Source organism: Microcoleus sp. MOSTC5, assembly GCF_036701825.1.
Taxonomy (GTDB): domain Bacteria; phylum Cyanobacteriota; class Cyanobacteriia; order Cyanobacteriales; family Microcoleaceae; genus Microcoleus; species Microcoleus asticus.
Window position 1 is genome coordinate 24,462 of record NZ_JAUBRK010000055.1, and the last position, 17,740, is coordinate 42,201.

Genomic DNA, 17,740 nt, shown 5'->3' on the forward strand with positions numbered 1-17,740 from the left:
TATCTAACAGAAAAACGTTTGACGTTTAATTAGAGCGACTTACTTCCTTTTTGTCAGGAAAGGACGAGTTCCCTTTTCTATTAATCGGTTTTCTAGTTAAAACAAAAAAGGATCTCGCTCTCATCAATTACAACATTTGCTCTCATTGAGCCGATCGAACTTCTGGCAATTTCTCGGCCCCAGTCGTATCGAAAACGATCGCGTGTTTAGCCCCCGGCAACAACCGCCGTAAAATCTGGAGATATCCCTCTGCATCGCCTCGGCGGTGGAACCTTGCCACAACCAATCGCTGCATATTTGGCAGTTGCCGCACGATACACCAGGGATGAGTGTTTAATTTGGGCTTTGATGTTGGTATCATAGGGTAATCCTTCCCCGCGTTTGCGGAGAGTGATAGAAAAGGCGATCGCCCTTAAGTTTTCCAGGCTAGGAGGGCGATCGTTTTCAGTGTACATAGCTATTGTATGTTGCATACGCATCAATATCAAGCTAAAGCATGGGATACGTTAGACTGCGGATTCGAGAACTAGCTGAGCAAAAGGGTTGGACTCTAAAGCAAGTTGCCGATCGATCGGGAGTGAATTACAACACTGTTAGAAGCTACGTTCAGCGCGATGCTTTGAACACGGCCGATATTTCTGCTGTCTACAAAATAGCCCGCGCCTTCGACGTGACAATGGAAGATTTAGTTGAGGTTTTGGAAGATTGAGGGATCACAAATGGCGCTCATCTAACAACTACCGTAGGGTACGTCGCCTGAAAACATATCAAAATAAGCTCGATAATCTTATCGGCGACGCACCAGACAAAATGCGTCGCCTGAAAACTAAGAATCTCGTAAACCCGCTCCCCGTGCTAAACTCGGGTTTGACTTTGCCAAATTTCTGCCAACAGCCGCTCTTGACTTTTCGCCGGTTCTTTGCAAGTCAAACACTCGCAAACTAACCCGATAACCCCTTCAGGCAAATCAGCCTCAATTTGACAGACAGCAGTCGGATAATACTGGGAAATCAACCCCGAAATCTGGTCGGGAGTCGTGCGAATTAGGGTAGAATGCTGATACCAATCGAGAGCAGAAAACAAACTCGGACAAGCTTGCGGAGCATCTTGTACAATACTGCTGAAAGCTTGCAAACCTTGCTCCGCGCGATCGAGATATTCCAAATTTTGCGCCAGCAGTGCGAGGCGAACCAAAGATGCGATCGCAATTCCATTCGCCGCCGGAGTTGCGTTGTCTATATAGCTGCGTTCCCGCACCAACAAATCTCCGCTAGCATCCTTAGCAGTATTGTAATATCCTCCCAATTCCACGCTCCACAAAAACTCATCAAACTCTTCTTGTACCTGCACAGCTTTCTCCAACCAAAACTGAGAATTTGGCAACTGTTTTGCTTCTTCCCCGTTTCCTAAAGTCAAACTCGCTTGATGCAAATCCAACAATGCTTTCACAAACAAAGCATAATCTTCCGACTGCGCGGTTACAGCAGATTGTCCGTCATAATTCAACCGCTGAAACCGCCCATCCGTCCACTGATTCTCTAAAATAAAATTAGCCGTTGTCGCAGCTAATTCCAGATATTCCCAATTTCCAAAAACAGCCGCAGCGCGGGCTAAACCCGAAATCATTAAGCTATTCCAAGCAGCAATCATTTTCGTGTCAGTAACTGCGGGAATTCTACCCGGCCAACTGTCGTTTTTAGCTTCTTGATTGTTGCGGGCTGGGGGAAAAGTTTTTACAGTATCGGGATTGCCACCGTAGCGAACAGCAAAGAGTTTAGCCAAAGCCGTTTCTACCGTGTCGCTCAGTTTTCCCGGATGGCGGCGCTGCAATACATTTTGACCCTCAAAATTGCCGCTGCGACTAACAGTAAACTGTGCTTTAATTTCCGCCAATTCCTCAGCAGTTAACAGTTGTTCCAGTTCGGCATAAGTCCAGACATAAAATGCTCCTTCTTCCGGTTCAACTTCTTCAGAAGTGTTAAAGCTGTCCGCATCCTGTGCAGCATAAAAATAGCCTGTCGGCGCGGTCATTTCTCGCTTCAACCATTCTACTGTCCCCGCGATCGCAGTTTCAAAAGCGGGTTCTTGTATTCCCGCGCTCCACAAATTTGCTAAATATTCAACAATTTGACCGTTGTCGTAGAGCATTTTTTCAAAGTGCGGCACAGTCCAAGTCGCATCAACGGTGTAGCGGTGAAATCCGCCTCCTACGTGGTCGTAAATGCCGCCCAATGCTAAGTCTAATCCGCGCTGAGTGCAGACTTGTTTGCTGTCGTATTTTGATTCAAAATTAAATCGCGTTCCCCGCAGTGCTAGCTCAGCATAAGGTATCATCGGAAAGCTGGGGCCGGGGTTGCTGCCGGCAATAATTCCGGTGGTAGTTTCTAAGCCTTTTTGAAAAATTTCGCGATTTAATTCGGCGGTTACCCCTGACAGCGCTGCCGACTGTTGGAGGTTGCCTAAAATCTCTGCTTTGAAGGCTTCTACTTTGCCTTTTTCCGTGTCGTAAAAGCGGCGAATTGCTTGCAAAACTTCTAAAAATCCCGGTCGTCCGTAGCGCGGTTCTACGGGGAAATAAGTGCCTCCGTAGAAGGGAACTCGCTCGTCTGGAGTGAGAAAAACGTTGAGCGGCCAACCGCCTTGACCGGTCATCATTTGCAAGGTTTGCATATAAATGCTGTCAATATCCGGCCGTTCTTCGCGATCGACTTTTATCGGTATAAAGTGCGAATTCATGTATTGAGCGATCGCGCCATCGGAAAATGCTTCTCCTTCCATCACCGTACACCAGTGGCAGCTAGAGTAGCCAATTGACAGGAAAATCGGTTTATTTTCGCTCCGGGCCGCTTCCAAAGCTTCGTCGCACCAGGGCCACCAGTCGATCGGATTTTCGGCGTGTTTCCGCAGGTAAAGGCTTTGGGATTGAGCAAGACGGTTGACCATAATCAAATCCACTTTCACTCGTACTGGGTAAGCTTGTCAGTTCTCTAGCAGTTTAGCGCGAGATGTTTTAATTGAGTTGTTGCTGATAATTGTGTTTTAATGTTATGGCTGATTATCTCGATCTAACATGAGTTTATCATCTCGGAGAACCTTCAATCAACAGCTAGGACAATTTTTGCTGAGCGCCGCTGTTCCTCCTGCTGTTCTCAAACTGTACCAAACTACCTCTTCGGAACAAGGTTTATTAGAAACTAATCTTAACAATTCTCTGGCAAAAGCAGAGCCAGAAATAGAATTATTAGTCCCGACATTTTTAGGTAACGACAAGCGCCGTTTCTACGGCAGAGGTGTTCCGAAAAGTTTGAAGTTAATCGACAAATTTCAACTCGGCAGCGGCCGGACTTTTCTGGGAAGGCGGTCTGTAGTTTGGAGCGGCGCCGGTTGGACTGGACAGCCGACAATTACCAGAGACGGGGGAAAAATTTATTTAATTATAGGTGCTTATGACCACAATTTGCGCAAAATAGATATTGCTACAAATAAAGAAGTTTGGCGCTATAAATTTGATGATATAATTAAAGGTTCATCAACGATTTATATCGATGAAAAAGCCAGCGCCGAAAACAGAATTGTGATTTTGCAGGGAAGCCGCAGTGGCGGTGGTGGCAAAAATGTCGTGCCGAGTTTTAGGGCAATATCTTTTAGAACTGGCAAGGAACTTTGGAAATTGGATATCAGGAGAACGCCCAGCTACAGCCGCGATAATGACAGCAGCGCTTTGGACATCGGCGGTGGCGTTTTGTTCAATGCGGGGGAAAATGCGATCGCCTATTTTCTCGATAGTTCCACAAGCCAGGCAAAAATCAAACAAGGAATCAAGCAGCCCAATATCTTGTCGGAAGTACAGCTTTATGCAGCAGGAGATATCAGCAAGCACGGCGGAAACTTGGTAGCGGAATCATCCCCATCGAGGCTGAAAGATAGAATATTTATAGCTGCTGGTTCCGGTCATATTTACGGTATTAGCATTGAAACTAAAAAGATAGTCTGGGATTTCTATACGGGTTCAGATTTGGACGGAAGTGCTGTAATTTCTAAATCGGGTAAACTGTTTTGTGCGATTGAAAAACAATACATTCAGGGCAACGGCGGAGTGCTGAAGCTGAATCCAAACAAGGAACCGAATGCCTGTGTTGAATGGTTTTTGCCGACGGGAAATCGCCGACTTTCTAGCTGGGAAGGCGGAATAATTGGCTCGGTGGCATTGAATGACGAGTACAATTCAGGGGAGTTTCCGGCCCTGTTTGCCACAAATGCGATCGACGGCAATTTGTACATCGGTTCCCAAGATATGGTTACAGGTAAAAAAATTGCTGTACCTTGGCGGAAGCAGTCTTACGATACTCCGGTAATAGTGTTTAAAAAAGCCATTGGTTCTTCAATTTCTACTCCGATTTTTACCGATGGCAATAAGCTGATAAGTGCAGGATACAACGGTGTTTATTTGTTCAATTTGAATTGGGAACGAGCGAAGTCTGGGGATGAGAATGCTTTGAGAAATGCTAAAGGCGAGTTTTACCGTTTGAAAGTAATAGAATCAGGAAGATTTAAACCGGGTTTGTCATTTGAGGCGACGCCTGTAGTTTGGGACGGAATTGTGAGGATTTGTGCGAGGGATGGCTGGATGTATACTTTGGGGTGAACTACCTACACGGTTGGCGACTGTGCGAAGTGCGATCGCCTCCTCATTTTCCGGGTGTTGAAATCCGCCAATGTCACTACCTGCCGTTTAACTGCGGTTATCTCTATCATAGAAATGATGTCAGGAATTATAGGAAACTTGTTATGGCGACAAATGAAAGTCAAATAAATCAAATTTACGGATCAGAGGATGCTCAAGGTATTTTACAGCTTGCGATCGCGCGGCGCCAGGATGAAGGGGAATTATCCAGAGTCCAGCTTTTTGAGATTGCGGCGGAATTGGGCATTTCCGAACAGGATATTCTGGCGGCGGAACAGCAATGGTTAGCAACTAGAGGAGAAGTTCAAGAAAAGCTGGTTTTTAACACTTACCGTCGTCGCAAATTGCAGAAAAATGTGACAAAGTACGGCATTATCAATACTTTTTTAGTTTTGTTTAATCTAGCAGCAGCGCACGAGCTTTCTTGGTCGCTTTTTATTTTACTAACGTGGGGATTGGGATTGTCGCTGAATGCTTGGAATGTTTATCAAACTGAAGGGGAAGATTACGAACAAGCCTTTCAGCGGTGGCGTTTGAAGAAACAGGTAGGACAGTCGATCGGCACTGCGACGAATAAGTTTATGAAGTGGTTGCAATCGTGATTTTCTCTTAATAAAAAAGCTATCGCTTTTTCTTCAGATCAACTCCCGCCAATACAAATAACTAGCCAAGTCTAACACGTCTGCCGGAGAGAAATTGGGCAAATGATTAATAACTGCTGTAATTTTATCCGATATTTAAGTTAGCTCCGACATTCTTAGATGCTATTCTCTAGCCATTTTTATACATCATTAGTTGGTACTTTTGGCAATTATTTCCAAAATCCTGACAACAAAGTTGTGAGGGAGTAGCTGCTCGAAAGCAGCGCGAGATTTCCGGCAAACCTCAGCAAAATCCTCATCCGAAAGTTTATCGTGAAAAGCTTGGATATAATCTCCAATCCGATGAACTTCCGAAAAAGGAACGATAACGCAAAAATCTTCCCATTTCATCCCTCTCAACTCCGGTAACAATCTATTAGTATCAATGAAAACCGGAATTCTTCCTGCTGACATCACCTCCAAGAGCTGGTAACAGCCATTATCGTCTCCCCTCATCGCCAAGATATAAGCATTATTCTCGATATTTTCGATATACTCGGCTCTTTGGCGCTTTTTTTCTTCCAATGGCAGACTAAAAAACTCTCCCTTTCTTTCAATCACAGATGTTTGTAGATTTTTCGCTTTTCGCAATTCATTAATGATTTTTTTTCGGACTAATGCTGCAATCAACATTCGCCTTCCCAAATTCAAATTACGATTAACAGAAAGGTTGCCTGCCATCCAGTTAACCATAGAATCTGAAAATTTAATATAACGTAATATCAGGGAATTTAGTCGGGATGGATATTCACTATTTCCCACAAAACCGACAGTAGGAATTGATGGCTTTGAGATATTTACCTTCTCTCCCAATTCGTAAAGCCATTGGGGCGTAGGTATTGATTTTTCTTTCTTATCATTGTAAGTAGCCGATGCAAAAAATATTTCTCCTTGATAAGGCTTAAACTCCATACTGTTTGAAAAGGTGACGATAGTCCGTTTTGACCCTAATACTTGACGCCGGAATTTATTTAATTGACCTTCCTTCTTAAGGCCATAATAGCTTGAAATAAAATGTGGAGTTACCACAATCTTGCCTGCATCTGCCAAGTTTGTAAATCGGTGAATCTTGACTAAATCTGGCAATTTATCCCTGAGCAAATTCCAAAACTTTAACTCTGGATTAGTGTCCGGCGGGCTGAGGTGCATTAGCAGTGGGGCTGGGCGTACACCAGGAAGTAGTAAATCTTCATTGATCCATATTTCCAGAGGTTTGTTAAGTTGGCTACTCATTTTCTTTTCCATGACTAAAGTTTTTGTTTACTTTCAACCAAAATCTTGACAGGCGGGGGACTTTCCCTGCCGGCAAGAATTTTAACATAGGCAGGCAATCAAAATTTTAAGAGCAAGGGGTAGTAATACGCGAATCTAGAGCGTCTTACGTTTAATTAGAACGAGCTACTTCTGTGTTGCTTGCAGTTGCGCCCAAACCGCGCCCAAGCGTAACTCCAAACCCAATAAAATTCCGACTGCTAATCGACCTTAACAGCATCTTCAACCACAGGATGAATTAATACCGATCGCAAACCTTTCCGAATTTCCGAATTTAAATACCTGCGCTGCAAAACTTGCCATTTTTGCCAAGCTGCGTAGCGATTTTTTGCCAAAATATCAGCCAATTTCGGCAACTCTTTTTTCAGATCGCGATCGACAAAATCTGTCAGAAACTCCCCTAAAACTTCACTGTCTTGAATATCGCCCAAACATTCCTGAACAGCTTTCACATCTTCGACATAAACTTCGTAAGTCTCGCCGTAAAAATCCCCAAACAGATTCATCAAATAGCGAACCCGCTTCGCTTGCTTCCGCAAATCGTGCAGAATAGTTCCCTCCGCTGCTAACTTCTCTTCAACAGCCTCAGCATTCAAATCATCAGCAACTTTAACTTTGCCATCCTCATATTCCGTGCCCAACAGCCAAGCCGGATGCAGGAAAAACTCACTGACTTGAGGTAACAGTAAATCCGGCAAAACCTCAGCAATTGGCAAATGTTCGATCGCCCGATACTGCGGTTTTTCCAACCAATCCTCGATCGACTGCTTCAGCGACTGGTAAGTTTTGCCATCCAAAACAGCCCTCACCCCTTTCAAAGCCCGCTGCCGCTGTTTGAGCAAATTCAACAAAGCCTTATCCAAAACTTCCTGTTCGTCAGCCGGCAAATTCGGGTAATAGCGGTTTTGGAGACTTTCGAGCATCACATCCAAATCCCTGAGCGTTCCCAGAACCCGCCCCACCTTACCAATTTTGCGTTCAGAAGCCTCTTTTGGCAAGTCTAAAACCGGAGCAAAACCCGTTACAGCCGATCGCAAACGTCTCAATCCCACGCGCATTTGATGAAGTTCTTCGGCATCTTTGTCTTTGAGAACTTCAGCCTCGTGCGCTACACTTTTGCGGAAATATTTCTCAATCGCCTCAGAGGCTGCGTCTCCGAGATTTTTAACTTGAGTTTTAACTTTTGCTGATGTTTTTATATTCATGGCAGGTATAGAGTCCACTTTGCCAATCGACTTTAATCTCGATTTCAAAGCTTTGCTAATAAGGGGTTATATTGTAGCACACACTTTAATTTATGAACCGCATAAATTATAAATTTTAATTAATTCTCGATTGCACTTGCGACCTCAGAAACCCGGTTTCTTCCTATATTTCTCTAATTAAACCCAGGATTTTTCGTAGAAACCGAGTTTCTAGCCCCCATGCGTAAGCATTGTTAATGTAAGGTGTTGGACAATTTATCCAAAGTCAGCATTTAGCAATCTCAAATTTCAAATCTAAAATCTTCAATCTTCAATCTTCAATCTAAAATCTAAAATCTAAAATCTAAAATCGAATTACCCTCCCTCGCCCTTGGGCTAATAAAAATCCGATTTTTTGCGATATTTCCCAAACAGGTTAAGATCGCTGCAAACCGACATTTATTCGCCAAAGAGAGAGAGAGGGTGCGATCGGGAGGACAAGTTTTAAATTAAATCAAGCCCGCCCAGCTTGTTTGACTTCAAAGAGGCAGTTTAGCCTTTCCAGTCTTTCTGAGATTGTTCGAGCACGTAGGTTGCTACATCCTCAATTTGTTCGGGCTTCAACTTGGCGCCGAAAGCAGGCATAGCATTTTTGCCCTTAGTTACCTGAGTGGTAATAGCTTCGAGAGAATTCATACCGTACTTCTCAAGAGCAGCCGATTTCAAGGTTTTCTGGGCCATAACCACGTTGCCGCCACCGATGTGACAAGCAGCACAGTTCGAGCTAAAGATTTTAGCTCCTTTAGCAGCATCTCCTGCCAAAGCAGGGCGGCCAAAGCCGACGGTAAAAATTGCGAACGCTAACAGGGCGATCGATAAGAGTCTTTTCAACGCAGTTCTCCTCTAATGGACACGGAAAGGGTGATTCTTTAGATATTTTACCTGTTAAAACAGGCGCGATCGCGCAGTCGCATCGCGTTCTCCCGAGTAATTTACCACTTTTTTGCAGCGGTAGTTCAACTCTCAAAATTCTCCACGCCCCAGGCCGGAGCTTTCTGAGCGGCCCGGATCACAAAAGCCGCCAAATTTTCGATTTCTGCCTGCGGCATCCAGCTTTCCGGGACTTGGCGGCACCAAAAACTCTCCTCAGTACCGTCATAAGTCATCGGTTCTCTCAGAAACGCCACCAAACTATTGATGTTGTTGCGGGGAGGGGTCGCCCCCTTCAGGTCAGCCAAAGACAGAGATATCGTGGGATCTGGCAAATTAGCTCCTCCGACGTGACAATTCATGCAACTTTGCTCGAACAACACCTTGCCCGCAGACAAATCCTGAGCCGAAAACAACCGAGTATTCCCCTGAGAGTCCAACTCCAAAGGCACAGGTTCGCTGGCTTCTAAATACCTATTCACGTAAGAATCGCCAGCAGCCAAAACAGGTTGAGGAGCCAACAGCACGAGCGGCAAAATAATTAACATCCCCAACAGAAAGCAGACAAAAACACCACGATGCAGCATAAGGGCGTAGAACTGTCAATAATTCACTAACATTTGCTCACAAAATCGAATTTTCTTGTTTCACTCTGGCTTTCGTCGCCCTCAACCAGTCCACAAGCTTAAGTCGGCGGGTTCGACTGGCGAGAATCAATGAGCAGGGGGTAAATTTTAGATTTCAGATTTTAGATAGAAAAACAGCCAGCCAGCAATCCTTGCCAAACCCCAGCCGCATCCCAAATCCAAAATCCAAAATCTAAAATCTAAAATCGATTAGCGAGCGCCTTTGCCACCAGCCCACTGCTTGGCAACAATTTTCGGCTGCAACAGAATGTGACCGGCAATCGCGTACAAATCGTCATCCGAGAGATTTCTCATCTCAGCGAAAATATCCGCGCTCTTCATACTCGGATGCACTTCCGAAATTTCCTCAAACCCGTCATAAGTGGTGGGATTTTTCATAAAGTCCACCAGCGACTCAATATTATTCCGGGGCGGGTTGGCCAAAGCCAGAGTTTCCGGGCTCAAATTCAAGTTGGGGTCAGTTTTTGTCATGCCCGCAGCGTGACATTGAGCGCAAGCCGAATTGAACAGGCGTTTGCCTTGCTGAACTTGTTTGAGGCTCAGCACTACCGGAGCACCCTTGTCATTCAAAGTCACAGTGCGAAGTTCAGGACTCAGTTCGACAGCCATCGCACTGCTGACAAATAACTGAAATGTCAAGAATACAGCGGTCAGAGCAATTAAGTATCTTTTAAGCATGGTTCTCCTTAAAAAAATCCGGCAAATTATTGAACGCTAAGAGAGCATAGCTGGCAAACAGATTTCTGTTCAAAATTCCCTCTTTCTGCAACAACTGGCGAAAGTTAGTGCAGCCATACCTTTAAAGGTAGAGGAATTTTGCGATCTAATCTGCAAGAAGTTTGGAGTCGCGCCTTTTTTCGAGAGTAGACATAATTGCCTTAACATCCTCCAAAGCCAAACGGGTTTGAGGGTGCTTGTAGGCAATTTCCAACTCGTCACACAAGCGGATCACGTCTTCAACAGGGACGTTGAAGTCCTCTGCTATTTCTGCGATGGACAGGTCTGCAAAACCCATAATTTTTAGGTCGCTGACAGGTCAAAATTGAGTTGACGGCTATTAACTGAAAGCCGGACAATTTCAGAAAGGGCTGTTAGCTTGTTCTGTTAGTTTGTTCTGAGATCTTGTTCGATCGCCAGCTAACTAACCGCTAACTGCGACTAGGCATTTTTGCCCAGCCCAACTTCAGGGCCAATCAACTTCCGATCAATATCATCCCACTGCTGCGTCGTTATTACCAATAGGACTTGCGCGCGCGGGACTCAAAACCTAGTGTCTGCGTGAACGTCTCGCTACCAAACTCAATATTTTTGCGAGAAACCGGGTTTTGAGCAATTGCTCAGAGATTTTTCGTCTCTCCCCCGGACTTACCAACAGACAATCATCCGGCGTTGCTGCTTAGGGAGAAAGCTTGAAAGCGTGAGTCTGCGGGGGCACAGCGTGGCCGTCGCTGCCATTGAGGGCTGACAATTCCGAGCCTGCCAAGAACGGCTGGGGCTGGTGGAGGCTGATAAGCTGACCGAGAGTTTTCTTTAATTGAGTCCGGGGTACGATCAAGTCTACAAAACCGTGGGCGAAGGAGTATTCGGAAGTTTGATAATTTTCCGGCAGCTTTTCGCGCAGAGTTTGCTCGATTACCCGGCCGCCCGTAAAGGCTACAGTAGCTTTTGGCTCTGCAATTATAATGTCTCCCAGCATGGCAAAACTGGCGGTGACGCCGCCGGTGGTCGGGTGGGTCAAAATCGGGATGTAAAGCAGTCTCGCTTCCCGGTGGCGTTCCAGAGCCCCGGAAATTTTAGCCATTTGCATCAAGCTGAGCATTCCTTCTTGCATTCTCGCACCGCCAGAAGCGCAGACAATGAGTACGGACAAGCGTTCCCGCGTGGCGTGTTCGATGAGGCGAGTCAGTTTTTCTCCGACTACTGAGCCCATGCTGCCGCCGATGAACTGAAATTCCATGACTCCGAGGGCGACTGGCAAATTTTCGAGTTTGCCGATGCCTGTTTCTACGGCGTCTAGGTGGCCTGTTTTTTCTTGAAATTCTCGCAGTCGATCGCTATATTTTTTTCGATCGCGAAATTTTAGGGGATCTGTGGCGTGCAGTCCTTCGTTAATGGGCATCCAGGTATTGGGATCGATCAACTGCTCGATGCGATCGTCACTGTAAACTCTGATATGATGCCCGCATTCCAAGCAAACCATTTGATTTGCTCGCAGGTCTTTGGTATAACTCAGGGCATCGCAAGCTTCGCATTTATTCCAAAGTCCGTCCGCAATTTCTCGTTCCGGCCGTTCTTGGGAGTTCGGTACTGATTTTCGTCGATTTGCAAACCAATCAAATAGAGACATTAAAACTTGGTAATTGGTAATTGGTAATTGGTAATTGGGAATTGGTAATTAGTAATTGTTAGTTGTCAGTTGCTAGTTGTCAATTGCTAGTTGTTTAGTGACTAATGACTAATGACTAATGACTAATGACTAATCACCAGATTCTGGCTCATCTTCAACTGGACTGATGAGGAGCGATGCTGTTCGCTGGTGTTCTGGAAGAACTTGCAGGGCTGTAGCACTTCCAGCACCCAAATAAGATGCTATGCCCAAGTCTACAATCCGGGCGGGGATTTGATGAGCAGCCAGGAGCTGCTGCATTAATTCCGCTTCCCAGCGAAAGCTAGTGGTTTTAAGTGTAATCCAAGACACGGGACAATTTTACCAATTTATGAACCGATATTATTAAGTTCGATCGCTAGACTACCGGCCGATCAGAAACTAAAATTAGGGAAAAACAACTGCAAGTAAGTAGATAAGATGGCTTCGCCCCACAGAGCAGTAATTGCTGCACCGAGAGCCAGAAACGGGCCGAAAGGCATGGGTTGACGCCGATCGAGCAACCCCAGAGCGATCGCCCCGCCACCGACAAAAGCCCCGGCTACACAGGCGATGAATCCCGCTAGCAGCAAGTATTTCCAGCCCAGCCAAGCTCCCATCAAGGCTGCCAATTTGGTATCTCCAGCGCCCATAGCATTCTGCCCCAGGCCGATCGTCCCGGCGAGTCCGATCGCGTCAAACAGCCACAACCCCACAACTGCTCCCGCGAGCCCGTCGAGTACCAGATAGTGTACCGAGTCGATCGGACTAAATGTCGGCCACCAACCTTTCGCCACCTGGAAAACCAATCCCAGCACCAAACCCGATCGAGTTAAAGAATTAGGCAAAGTCATTGTATCGCAATCAATCAAAGACAAAGCCAACAGCCAGCTAAACAAAGCCCAAAAACCCAGAGTTTGCACTGTTACGCCAAACCGCCAAAAGATGAGCAAAAACAGCAAACCCGTAGCTGCTTCCACCAGCGGATAACGGGCAGAAATGCGACTGCGGCAGTGATTGCAGCGTCCCCGCAGCCACAGCCAACCGAAAACGGGTATATTTTCGTAACTTCTGAGTTGATTTAAACATTTGGGACAGCGAGAAGGAGGGTGTATCACCGACAAACCCGCAGGCAACCGATAGACTACCACATTTAGAAAGCTGCCAATAGCAGATCCGACAATAAAGACGATCGCCGTGACAAGGCAATTAAAGATTATTTCCATTAAGTTGTCTGTTGACTGTTCATTGTTGACTGTGATTATGTGTCACTTGTTAGTTGTTAGTTTTTAGATCGTGTCCGGTCAATTACCCATCATAAAAGGTGTTAATAGTCAAGAATGCAAGTTTTCATAAAATCCTGAAAACTTAGGCCTGCACTAGAAACCTATTTTATTGCGAGCGTTTGAGCGGACATAATATTAGTTACCAATGATTAATGACCAATTACCAATTACCCATTAATACATTTGAGATTCTATTTCGTCAAAAGTAACAAAACGTTCACCGGGCAACAAAACGGGCTGCGAAGCAAAAATTAGCTGACCTCGATCGCTGCCTTGACTGACAACTACACCGGCCGGACGCTGCATCTGGTCGGAATGCACTTTTAAATACATACCATAGGCCGATCGAGCAGCTTTGATCAAATCGGGAGCTAGCAAACTGTGACTTTCGGAAGTTTCTATCGTGGGTTCTGGGTTAGGTTGGTATGGGTTCACTGGAAACTTATCATAATGGTATTAAGTCGAGCTATTTGTGTTGCCTCTAGAGCGATCGAACTTACCTTATTTTTTAAGAATAGACTAGGTGGAAATTATTAATAGATTAACCTACAATCCTCCCTTAGCTGCGATCGAACTGCGGCTGCGATCGCTCCTTTCCGCCCAACTGTACGCTGCTGCGTGGGTAGATCCGTCCCCCGCAACGCTAATGGCGGTTTTCGATCACCTGCGCACTCTCCGCTACATCCTCCACGACTACGTACCCAGACCCGTGTCCGAATCTCCGCCCAACCCGGGCGAGGTACGCTACCAGTGGCAAACAGGCACCTTGTTGTTCACGGATTTGGCCGGGTTTACGTCGCTGTTGGAAGCGAATGCGGCCGAGGGGCGCAAGGGAGCTGAAACGCTGCTGGGGGTGATTAACGACTATTTTGCCTCGATGATTGAAATTGTCAGCAAATCGGGCGGGGACTTGCTGGAGTTTACCGGAGATGCGATGCTGGTGCAGTTTCTGTCAGGAATTCACCAAGAGGATACAGCGAGGGCGGTGCGGGCCGGTTTGCGGATGCAGCGGGCTATGGCTGAATTTGCCAATATTGAAACGGCGCGGGGTGTTTTGTCTTTGAAGATGCGGGTGGGCATCCACTGCGGCCGCTACATTAGTGCTGACATTGGTACCCCGCAGCGGATGGCTTACGTACTGCTGGGGCATTCAGTCCAGCAAGCCAAGCAAGCTGAGGGTTCTGGGACTGTGGGGCGGGTGTGTTTGACTGAAACTGCTAAAGAGTCTTTGGGAGAGGAATTTCGTTTTGAACCCGGGAAACCGGGTTATTTTTTGGTGGCGGACGATTTAACGGACGATCGACTCGGAGAGTATGATATCACTTTGACTCGGCGGCGGATGCCGAGTTCGGTATTGCTCGATCGCAGCGTTTCGGGCTTGGTAAAAGAAATCGGGGAATCTGTCAAGCGGCTTGAACCCCTTGCTAGTTATATTCCCAAAGCCATTCTGAGGCTGCTGGTGGAAAATGCTGACAGGCGGAAAATCCCGCCGGATTTTCCTGAACCGACGGTGATGTTTGTCAACTTGATTGGTTTACCGGAGTCTGTGGACAAAGCTTCGCCGGAGGAAGAAGTCAATCTGGTAGTAAGTTTTTCTCGGGTGTTTGCGTCGATTGATGCTGTAGTGTCAGCTAAAGGGGGCGTGTTGCAAAAAGTAACGGCGCACTTAGAGGGTTCGGATATGCTGATTTATTTTGGCGTGCCCGACGCTCACACGGATGACACCAGCCGCGCCGCTAGTGCGGCGATTGCAATCCGAGATATGATTGCAGCTTTGCCTCCGGTAATTATCGGGGGTCAAGAAATAAAAGTAAGCTGTCAAATTGGGCTATCCCTGGGGCCGGTGTTTGCTGCTGAGGTTGGGGAACCCCGAGGGCGCAGGGAGTTTAATATCCTCGGCGATACGGTGAATACGGCGGCTCGGTTGATGAGCAAGGCGGGGGAAAACCAAATTTTAATTGCTGAAAGGGTGTGTGAGTCGATCGAGCTAAACTTTATTTGCGAGGCTTTGGGAACTGTTTCTCTGAAGGGGAAATCTGCTCAAACTCCGATTTTTGGATTGCAGGGTGTAAAGGTGGAGAGGGGAAAAGGGGGCGTTTAAATAAGTTTGCTGGGCAATAGTTGTGCAAGTTTTATGCTTCACAAAGGCAAGTACAGCACAACCGCTTTCCACTCTGACTTCTAAATGTCAATTGTGTAATGTTAATTGTACGATACATCATCATAAAAACCGCCGCTTCGTCACTCGCATAGACTAAACTCCGATCGATACTTCACCGTTCCGCTGCAATCCTGCAAAGCTCCACTTTCTAACTCCAAAACCATAAAAGCCTCATCGGGCACATCATATTCACATTTCAAGCTCTTGCTACTAGCAGGAACGAACCCAAAACGCGAATAGAAATCTGGATCGCCCAGCACAACCACTGCCTGAAATCCCGATCGCCTGCACTCTTCTAAACCCTGCTGGATCAGCAGCGTTCCTATACCTTGGCGCTGGTATTCGGGAAGAACTGCGACTGGTGCCAACCCCAGAATCGACAAATTGCTAGAACATTTTCCTTCGACGACAACCGGACTGAAGAAAATGTGTCCGACAATGCGATCGGATTTCACGGCAACGAATGAAAATGTAGCTGCTATTCCCCGCAATCGATCGACTAAGTTGGCCTCATTTTCTCGCTCGAATGCCCCAATATTAACTTGGCGAACGGCCTCTATATCTTCTGGCTTTTCGGTACGGATATCCATAGTTTAAATTTATTAAATTAGTAAAAACTTACAACTCTTCAATAGTAACCAGTCCACCTTCTGTAAACTGTACAACCAGTTCATATCCATCCAGCAAAGCAGTTCCAAGTAGCGGTCTTGCTCCTGTTGCAAGTACGCGAACATCTCTCTCCTCTGCATTCCAAAGAATCGTAGCGGTATGTACCGGAAGCACTACATTGCTATTGTCAGCCAGATTCGCACGCATATTGTACTCAAAAGGCAACCCCAAGATGGATACAACTTCCAGAGGTAAGCAGAGAAAGTCGGTAAATCCTGTGTCTATCACAAATTCAATTGTAATGTCGGGTCGATCGGGCAGACGAAATACTACAGAAACCGTCGCGTGCCTATCCGTTACGATTCCGGAAATCACTTTGAAACCCGCTCCATCACTCCACCAATTGCAGCCGCCACCTTGTACCCAATCCGAATCCCAAATAACCGACCGTTCGGATTCTTTTTCCGCAACTGCCGTGCTGATTCTAAACCCATTTTGTCTACTGCGTAATCGCCTGTTTCGATATCAATAATAACCATTTTGCCGATATTCTCTTCTCGCTCTACTTCTTGACGGATTTTCTCATCGTAGAGCTTCTCGGCACGCCTTGCAACTTCTTCGCTGCTCAGGAGAATGGAGCTTTGCATATTCCACCTTTCGATCGCGATAGTAATCAAATTATAGCGCCCCTCAAGCCTTTTTCCTCTTTTTGAGCCATGTATTTTTGGCAACACATGATGCAACAACCGACAGATTACTGCCCAATCGCCAAAGTCTATCTCTTCCAATCTTCACCCGAGAAGCCGAACCGCTTAACTGTCATTATTGCGGCACAAGCTGACTGGAAGACAATCGCTTAATACCCTCCATCGCTGTAGTTTCTCCGGCTTTGTCACCGCCCTCGCGAGCAAGTTTCAAAGCTCGCTCGTAGGATTCGAGAGCTTTGTCATATTGAGCGAGACTCTCATAAATCGCGCCCATATTGTTGAGCAAGCGTCCCATACTTGTCTTGTCGCCGATTGCTTCTAACATTGGTATCGCTTGCTGAAAATAGATCAGCGCTTGAGTATCTTTGCCGAGTTTGCGAGAGGTAAGTGCCATGTTGTTGAGGAGGCGGCCGACGCCAGCCCTATCTCCGATTTCCCGGCGAATTGCTAAAGCTTGGTGGTAAAATTCCATCGCTCTATTAAAGTCGCCGATGTTGTAATAGACGCCGCCCATGTTATTGAGGGTACGGCCTAAATCGCGGCGATCGCCGGAGGTCGTGCGAATCGTGCGGGCTTGTTGGTAAAATTCGATCGCCTTGGCGTAATCTGCCTGTTCTGCGTACACGGCCGCGATGTTGTGGAGGGATTCTCCAATTCCAATTTGATCGTTGGCAGTTTTGGCAAGTTCCAAAGCTTCTTGGTGCAGTTTCATCGCTTCGGAAAAATTGTCCGCAACCCGGTTGACGAAACCTATGAGATTTAGAGTCCGCGCGATACGAAGCCCTTCGCCAATTTCTCGGTGAATGACTAAAGCTTGCCGCAAAACTTCCAAAGCTTTGGGCTGCGAACCCATTTCGGCATAAACTTCCCCCATATTATTGAGGGTTTCTCCGGTTCCCGGTTTGTCGCCTAGTTGCTTGCGAATTGCCAAAACTTGCTCAAAAGTCTGAATTGCTTCTCGAAACAAACCCTCGCGGTACTGTTTTACTCCTGTTTCAAAGAGTTTGTCTGCTTGCGTTTTAGGGTCTGTTGCTTGGGCGTAATCGCTCGCTTGGGCGCGCCTCGCATTTATAATTGGGGCATAAGCCCGAGCGTCTGAAATTGCCAGCAAGCTGAGTGCCGGCCATAAAACAATACTTATAGCTGCGAGATAGCTGAAGTGGTAAGAGCGGCAGTGCACCGATCGAGTCCTCCAATAGCCAAGTGATAACTATTAAGATAGAGCTTTTTGGGGTGCTCCTGCCGAATTTTTTC

Annotated in this window: 20 protein-coding genes; 4 read left to right on the forward strand and 16 right to left on the reverse strand. The window is 46.4% G+C overall.

What is annotated here, in order from left to right:
• Window positions 1-142: 142 nt before the first annotated feature.
• Complete coding sequence (locus QUA54_RS25545) at window positions 143-361, reverse strand: hypothetical protein (protein WP_333203956.1); 219 nt, start codon at window positions 359-361, stop codon at window positions 143-145.
• 135 nt (window positions 362-496) lie between these two features.
• On the opposite strand from QUA54_RS25545, the gene QUA54_RS25550 reads away from it, so the two are divergent.
• On the forward strand, window positions 497-709 hold the full coding sequence (locus tag QUA54_RS25550; protein WP_293334244.1) for a helix-turn-helix domain-containing protein: 213 nt from the start codon (window positions 497-499) through the stop codon (window positions 707-709).
• A gap of 146 nt (window positions 710-855) precedes the next feature.
• Here QUA54_RS25550 and QUA54_RS25555 read toward each other — a convergent pair whose 3' ends face one another.
• Window positions 856-2,943 (reverse strand): thioredoxin domain-containing protein, encoded by a 2,088-nt coding sequence (locus QUA54_RS25555; protein ID WP_333416904.1) that lies wholly within the window; start codon window positions 2,941-2,943, stop codon window positions 856-858.
• Window positions 2,944-3,070: 127 nt separating this feature from the next.
• Here QUA54_RS25555 and QUA54_RS25560 point away from each other — a divergent pair, with 127 nt between their 5' ends.
• Both QUA54_RS25560 and QUA54_RS25565 read left to right on the forward strand, forming a co-directional pair.
• Window positions 3,071-4,645, forward strand: a complete 1,575-nt coding sequence (locus QUA54_RS25560) for an outer membrane protein assembly factor BamB family protein (RefSeq protein WP_333416871.1) — start codon at window positions 3,071-3,073, stop codon at window positions 4,643-4,645.
• Window positions 4,642-5,286 carry a 2TM domain-containing protein gene (locus QUA54_RS25565; RefSeq protein WP_333416873.1) on the forward strand — a complete coding sequence of 215 codons (645 nt, stop codon included), beginning with the start codon at window positions 4,642-4,644 and terminating at the stop codon, window positions 5,284-5,286. The genes QUA54_RS25560 and QUA54_RS25565 overlap by 4 nt, the downstream gene beginning before the upstream one ends.
• A 189-nt stretch (window positions 5,287-5,475) precedes the next feature.
• Here the strand turns inward: QUA54_RS25565 and QUA54_RS25570 are convergent, their stop codons facing one another.
• The 10 genes from QUA54_RS25570 to QUA54_RS25615 all read right to left on the reverse strand — a co-directional run bounded on the left by QUA54_RS25570 (window position 5,476) and on the right by QUA54_RS25615 (window position 13,444).
• Window positions 5,476-6,375 (reverse strand): hypothetical protein, encoded by a 900-nt coding sequence (locus tag QUA54_RS25570; protein ID WP_333416875.1) that lies wholly within the window; start codon window positions 6,373-6,375, stop codon window positions 5,476-5,478.
• Between the two features lie 422 nt (window positions 6,376-6,797).
• Window positions 6,798-7,802: a CHAD domain-containing protein gene (locus QUA54_RS25575; protein WP_333416877.1), complete on the reverse strand. Its 1,005-nt coding sequence runs from the start codon at window positions 7,800-7,802 to the stop codon at window positions 6,798-6,800.
• A 531-nt stretch (window positions 7,803-8,333) separates the two neighbouring features.
• Window positions 8,334-8,672 (reverse strand): cytochrome c6 PetJ, encoded by a 339-nt coding sequence (gene petJ, locus QUA54_RS25580; protein WP_333189471.1) that lies wholly within the window; start codon window positions 8,670-8,672, stop codon window positions 8,334-8,336.
• 125 nt (window positions 8,673-8,797) lie between these two features.
• Entirely contained in the window at window positions 8,798-9,298 is a 501-nt protein-coding gene (gene psbV2 / locus QUA54_RS25585; protein WP_333416879.1) for a photosystem II cytochrome PsbV2, read from the reverse strand.
• A 249-nt stretch (window positions 9,299-9,547) separates the two neighbouring features.
• A complete protein-coding gene (gene psbV / locus QUA54_RS25590; protein ID WP_172185108.1) occupies window positions 9,548-10,036 on the reverse strand; it encodes a photosystem II cytochrome c-550 in 489 nt (162 codons plus the stop codon).
• 145 nt (window positions 10,037-10,181) lie between these two features.
• Complete coding sequence (locus QUA54_RS25595) at window positions 10,182-10,373, reverse strand: hypothetical protein (RefSeq protein ID WP_006633443.1); 192 nt, start codon at window positions 10,371-10,373, stop codon at window positions 10,182-10,184.
• A 381-nt stretch (window positions 10,374-10,754) separates the two neighbouring features.
• Window positions 10,755-11,705: an acetyl-CoA carboxylase, carboxyltransferase subunit beta gene (gene accD / locus QUA54_RS25600; protein WP_333189473.1), complete on the reverse strand. Its 951-nt coding sequence runs from the start codon at window positions 11,703-11,705 to the stop codon at window positions 10,755-10,757.
• A 129-nt stretch (window positions 11,706-11,834) separates the two neighbouring features.
• Window positions 11,835-12,056: a hypothetical protein gene (locus QUA54_RS25605; RefSeq protein ID WP_172185103.1), complete on the reverse strand. Its 222-nt coding sequence runs from the start codon at window positions 12,054-12,056 to the stop codon at window positions 11,835-11,837.
• 62 nt (window positions 12,057-12,118) lie between these two features.
• Window positions 12,119-12,949, reverse strand: a complete 831-nt coding sequence (locus tag QUA54_RS25610; protein WP_333416881.1) for a prepilin peptidase — start codon at window positions 12,947-12,949, stop codon at window positions 12,119-12,121.
• Between the two features lie 234 nt (window positions 12,950-13,183).
• Entirely contained in the window at window positions 13,184-13,444 is a 261-nt protein-coding gene (locus tag QUA54_RS25615; protein WP_172185099.1) for a hypothetical protein, read from the reverse strand.
• A gap of 88 nt (window positions 13,445-13,532) precedes the next feature.
• On the opposite strand from QUA54_RS25615, the gene QUA54_RS25620 reads away from it, so the two are divergent.
• Complete coding sequence (locus tag QUA54_RS25620; RefSeq protein WP_333416883.1) at window positions 13,533-15,110, forward strand: adenylate/guanylate cyclase domain-containing protein; 1,578 nt, start codon at window positions 13,533-13,535, stop codon at window positions 15,108-15,110.
• A gap of 140 nt (window positions 15,111-15,250) precedes the next feature.
• Here the strand turns inward: QUA54_RS25620 and QUA54_RS25625 are convergent, their stop codons facing one another.
• The 4 genes from QUA54_RS25625 to QUA54_RS25640 all read right to left on the reverse strand — a co-directional run bounded on the left by QUA54_RS25625 (window position 15,251) and on the right by QUA54_RS25640 (window position 17,666).
• Window positions 15,251-15,760 carry an N-acetyltransferase gene (locus QUA54_RS25625; RefSeq protein ID WP_333416885.1) on the reverse strand — a complete coding sequence of 170 codons (510 nt, stop codon included), beginning with the start codon at window positions 15,758-15,760 and terminating at the stop codon, window positions 15,251-15,253.
• A 28-nt stretch (window positions 15,761-15,788) separates the two neighbouring features.
• Complete coding sequence (locus QUA54_RS25630) at window positions 15,789-16,154, reverse strand: clan AA aspartic protease (protein ID WP_172185093.1); 366 nt, start codon at window positions 16,152-16,154, stop codon at window positions 15,789-15,791.
• Window positions 16,151-16,426 carry a hypothetical protein gene (locus QUA54_RS25635; protein WP_333189477.1) on the reverse strand — a complete coding sequence of 92 codons (276 nt, stop codon included), beginning with the start codon at window positions 16,424-16,426 and terminating at the stop codon, window positions 16,151-16,153. The genes QUA54_RS25630 and QUA54_RS25635 overlap by 4 nt, the downstream gene beginning before the upstream one ends.
• Before the next feature lie 175 nt (window positions 16,427-16,601).
• Entirely contained in the window at window positions 16,602-17,666 is a 1,065-nt protein-coding gene (locus QUA54_RS25640; protein WP_333416887.1) for a tetratricopeptide repeat protein, read from the reverse strand.
• Window positions 17,667-17,740 lie beyond the last annotated feature (74 nt).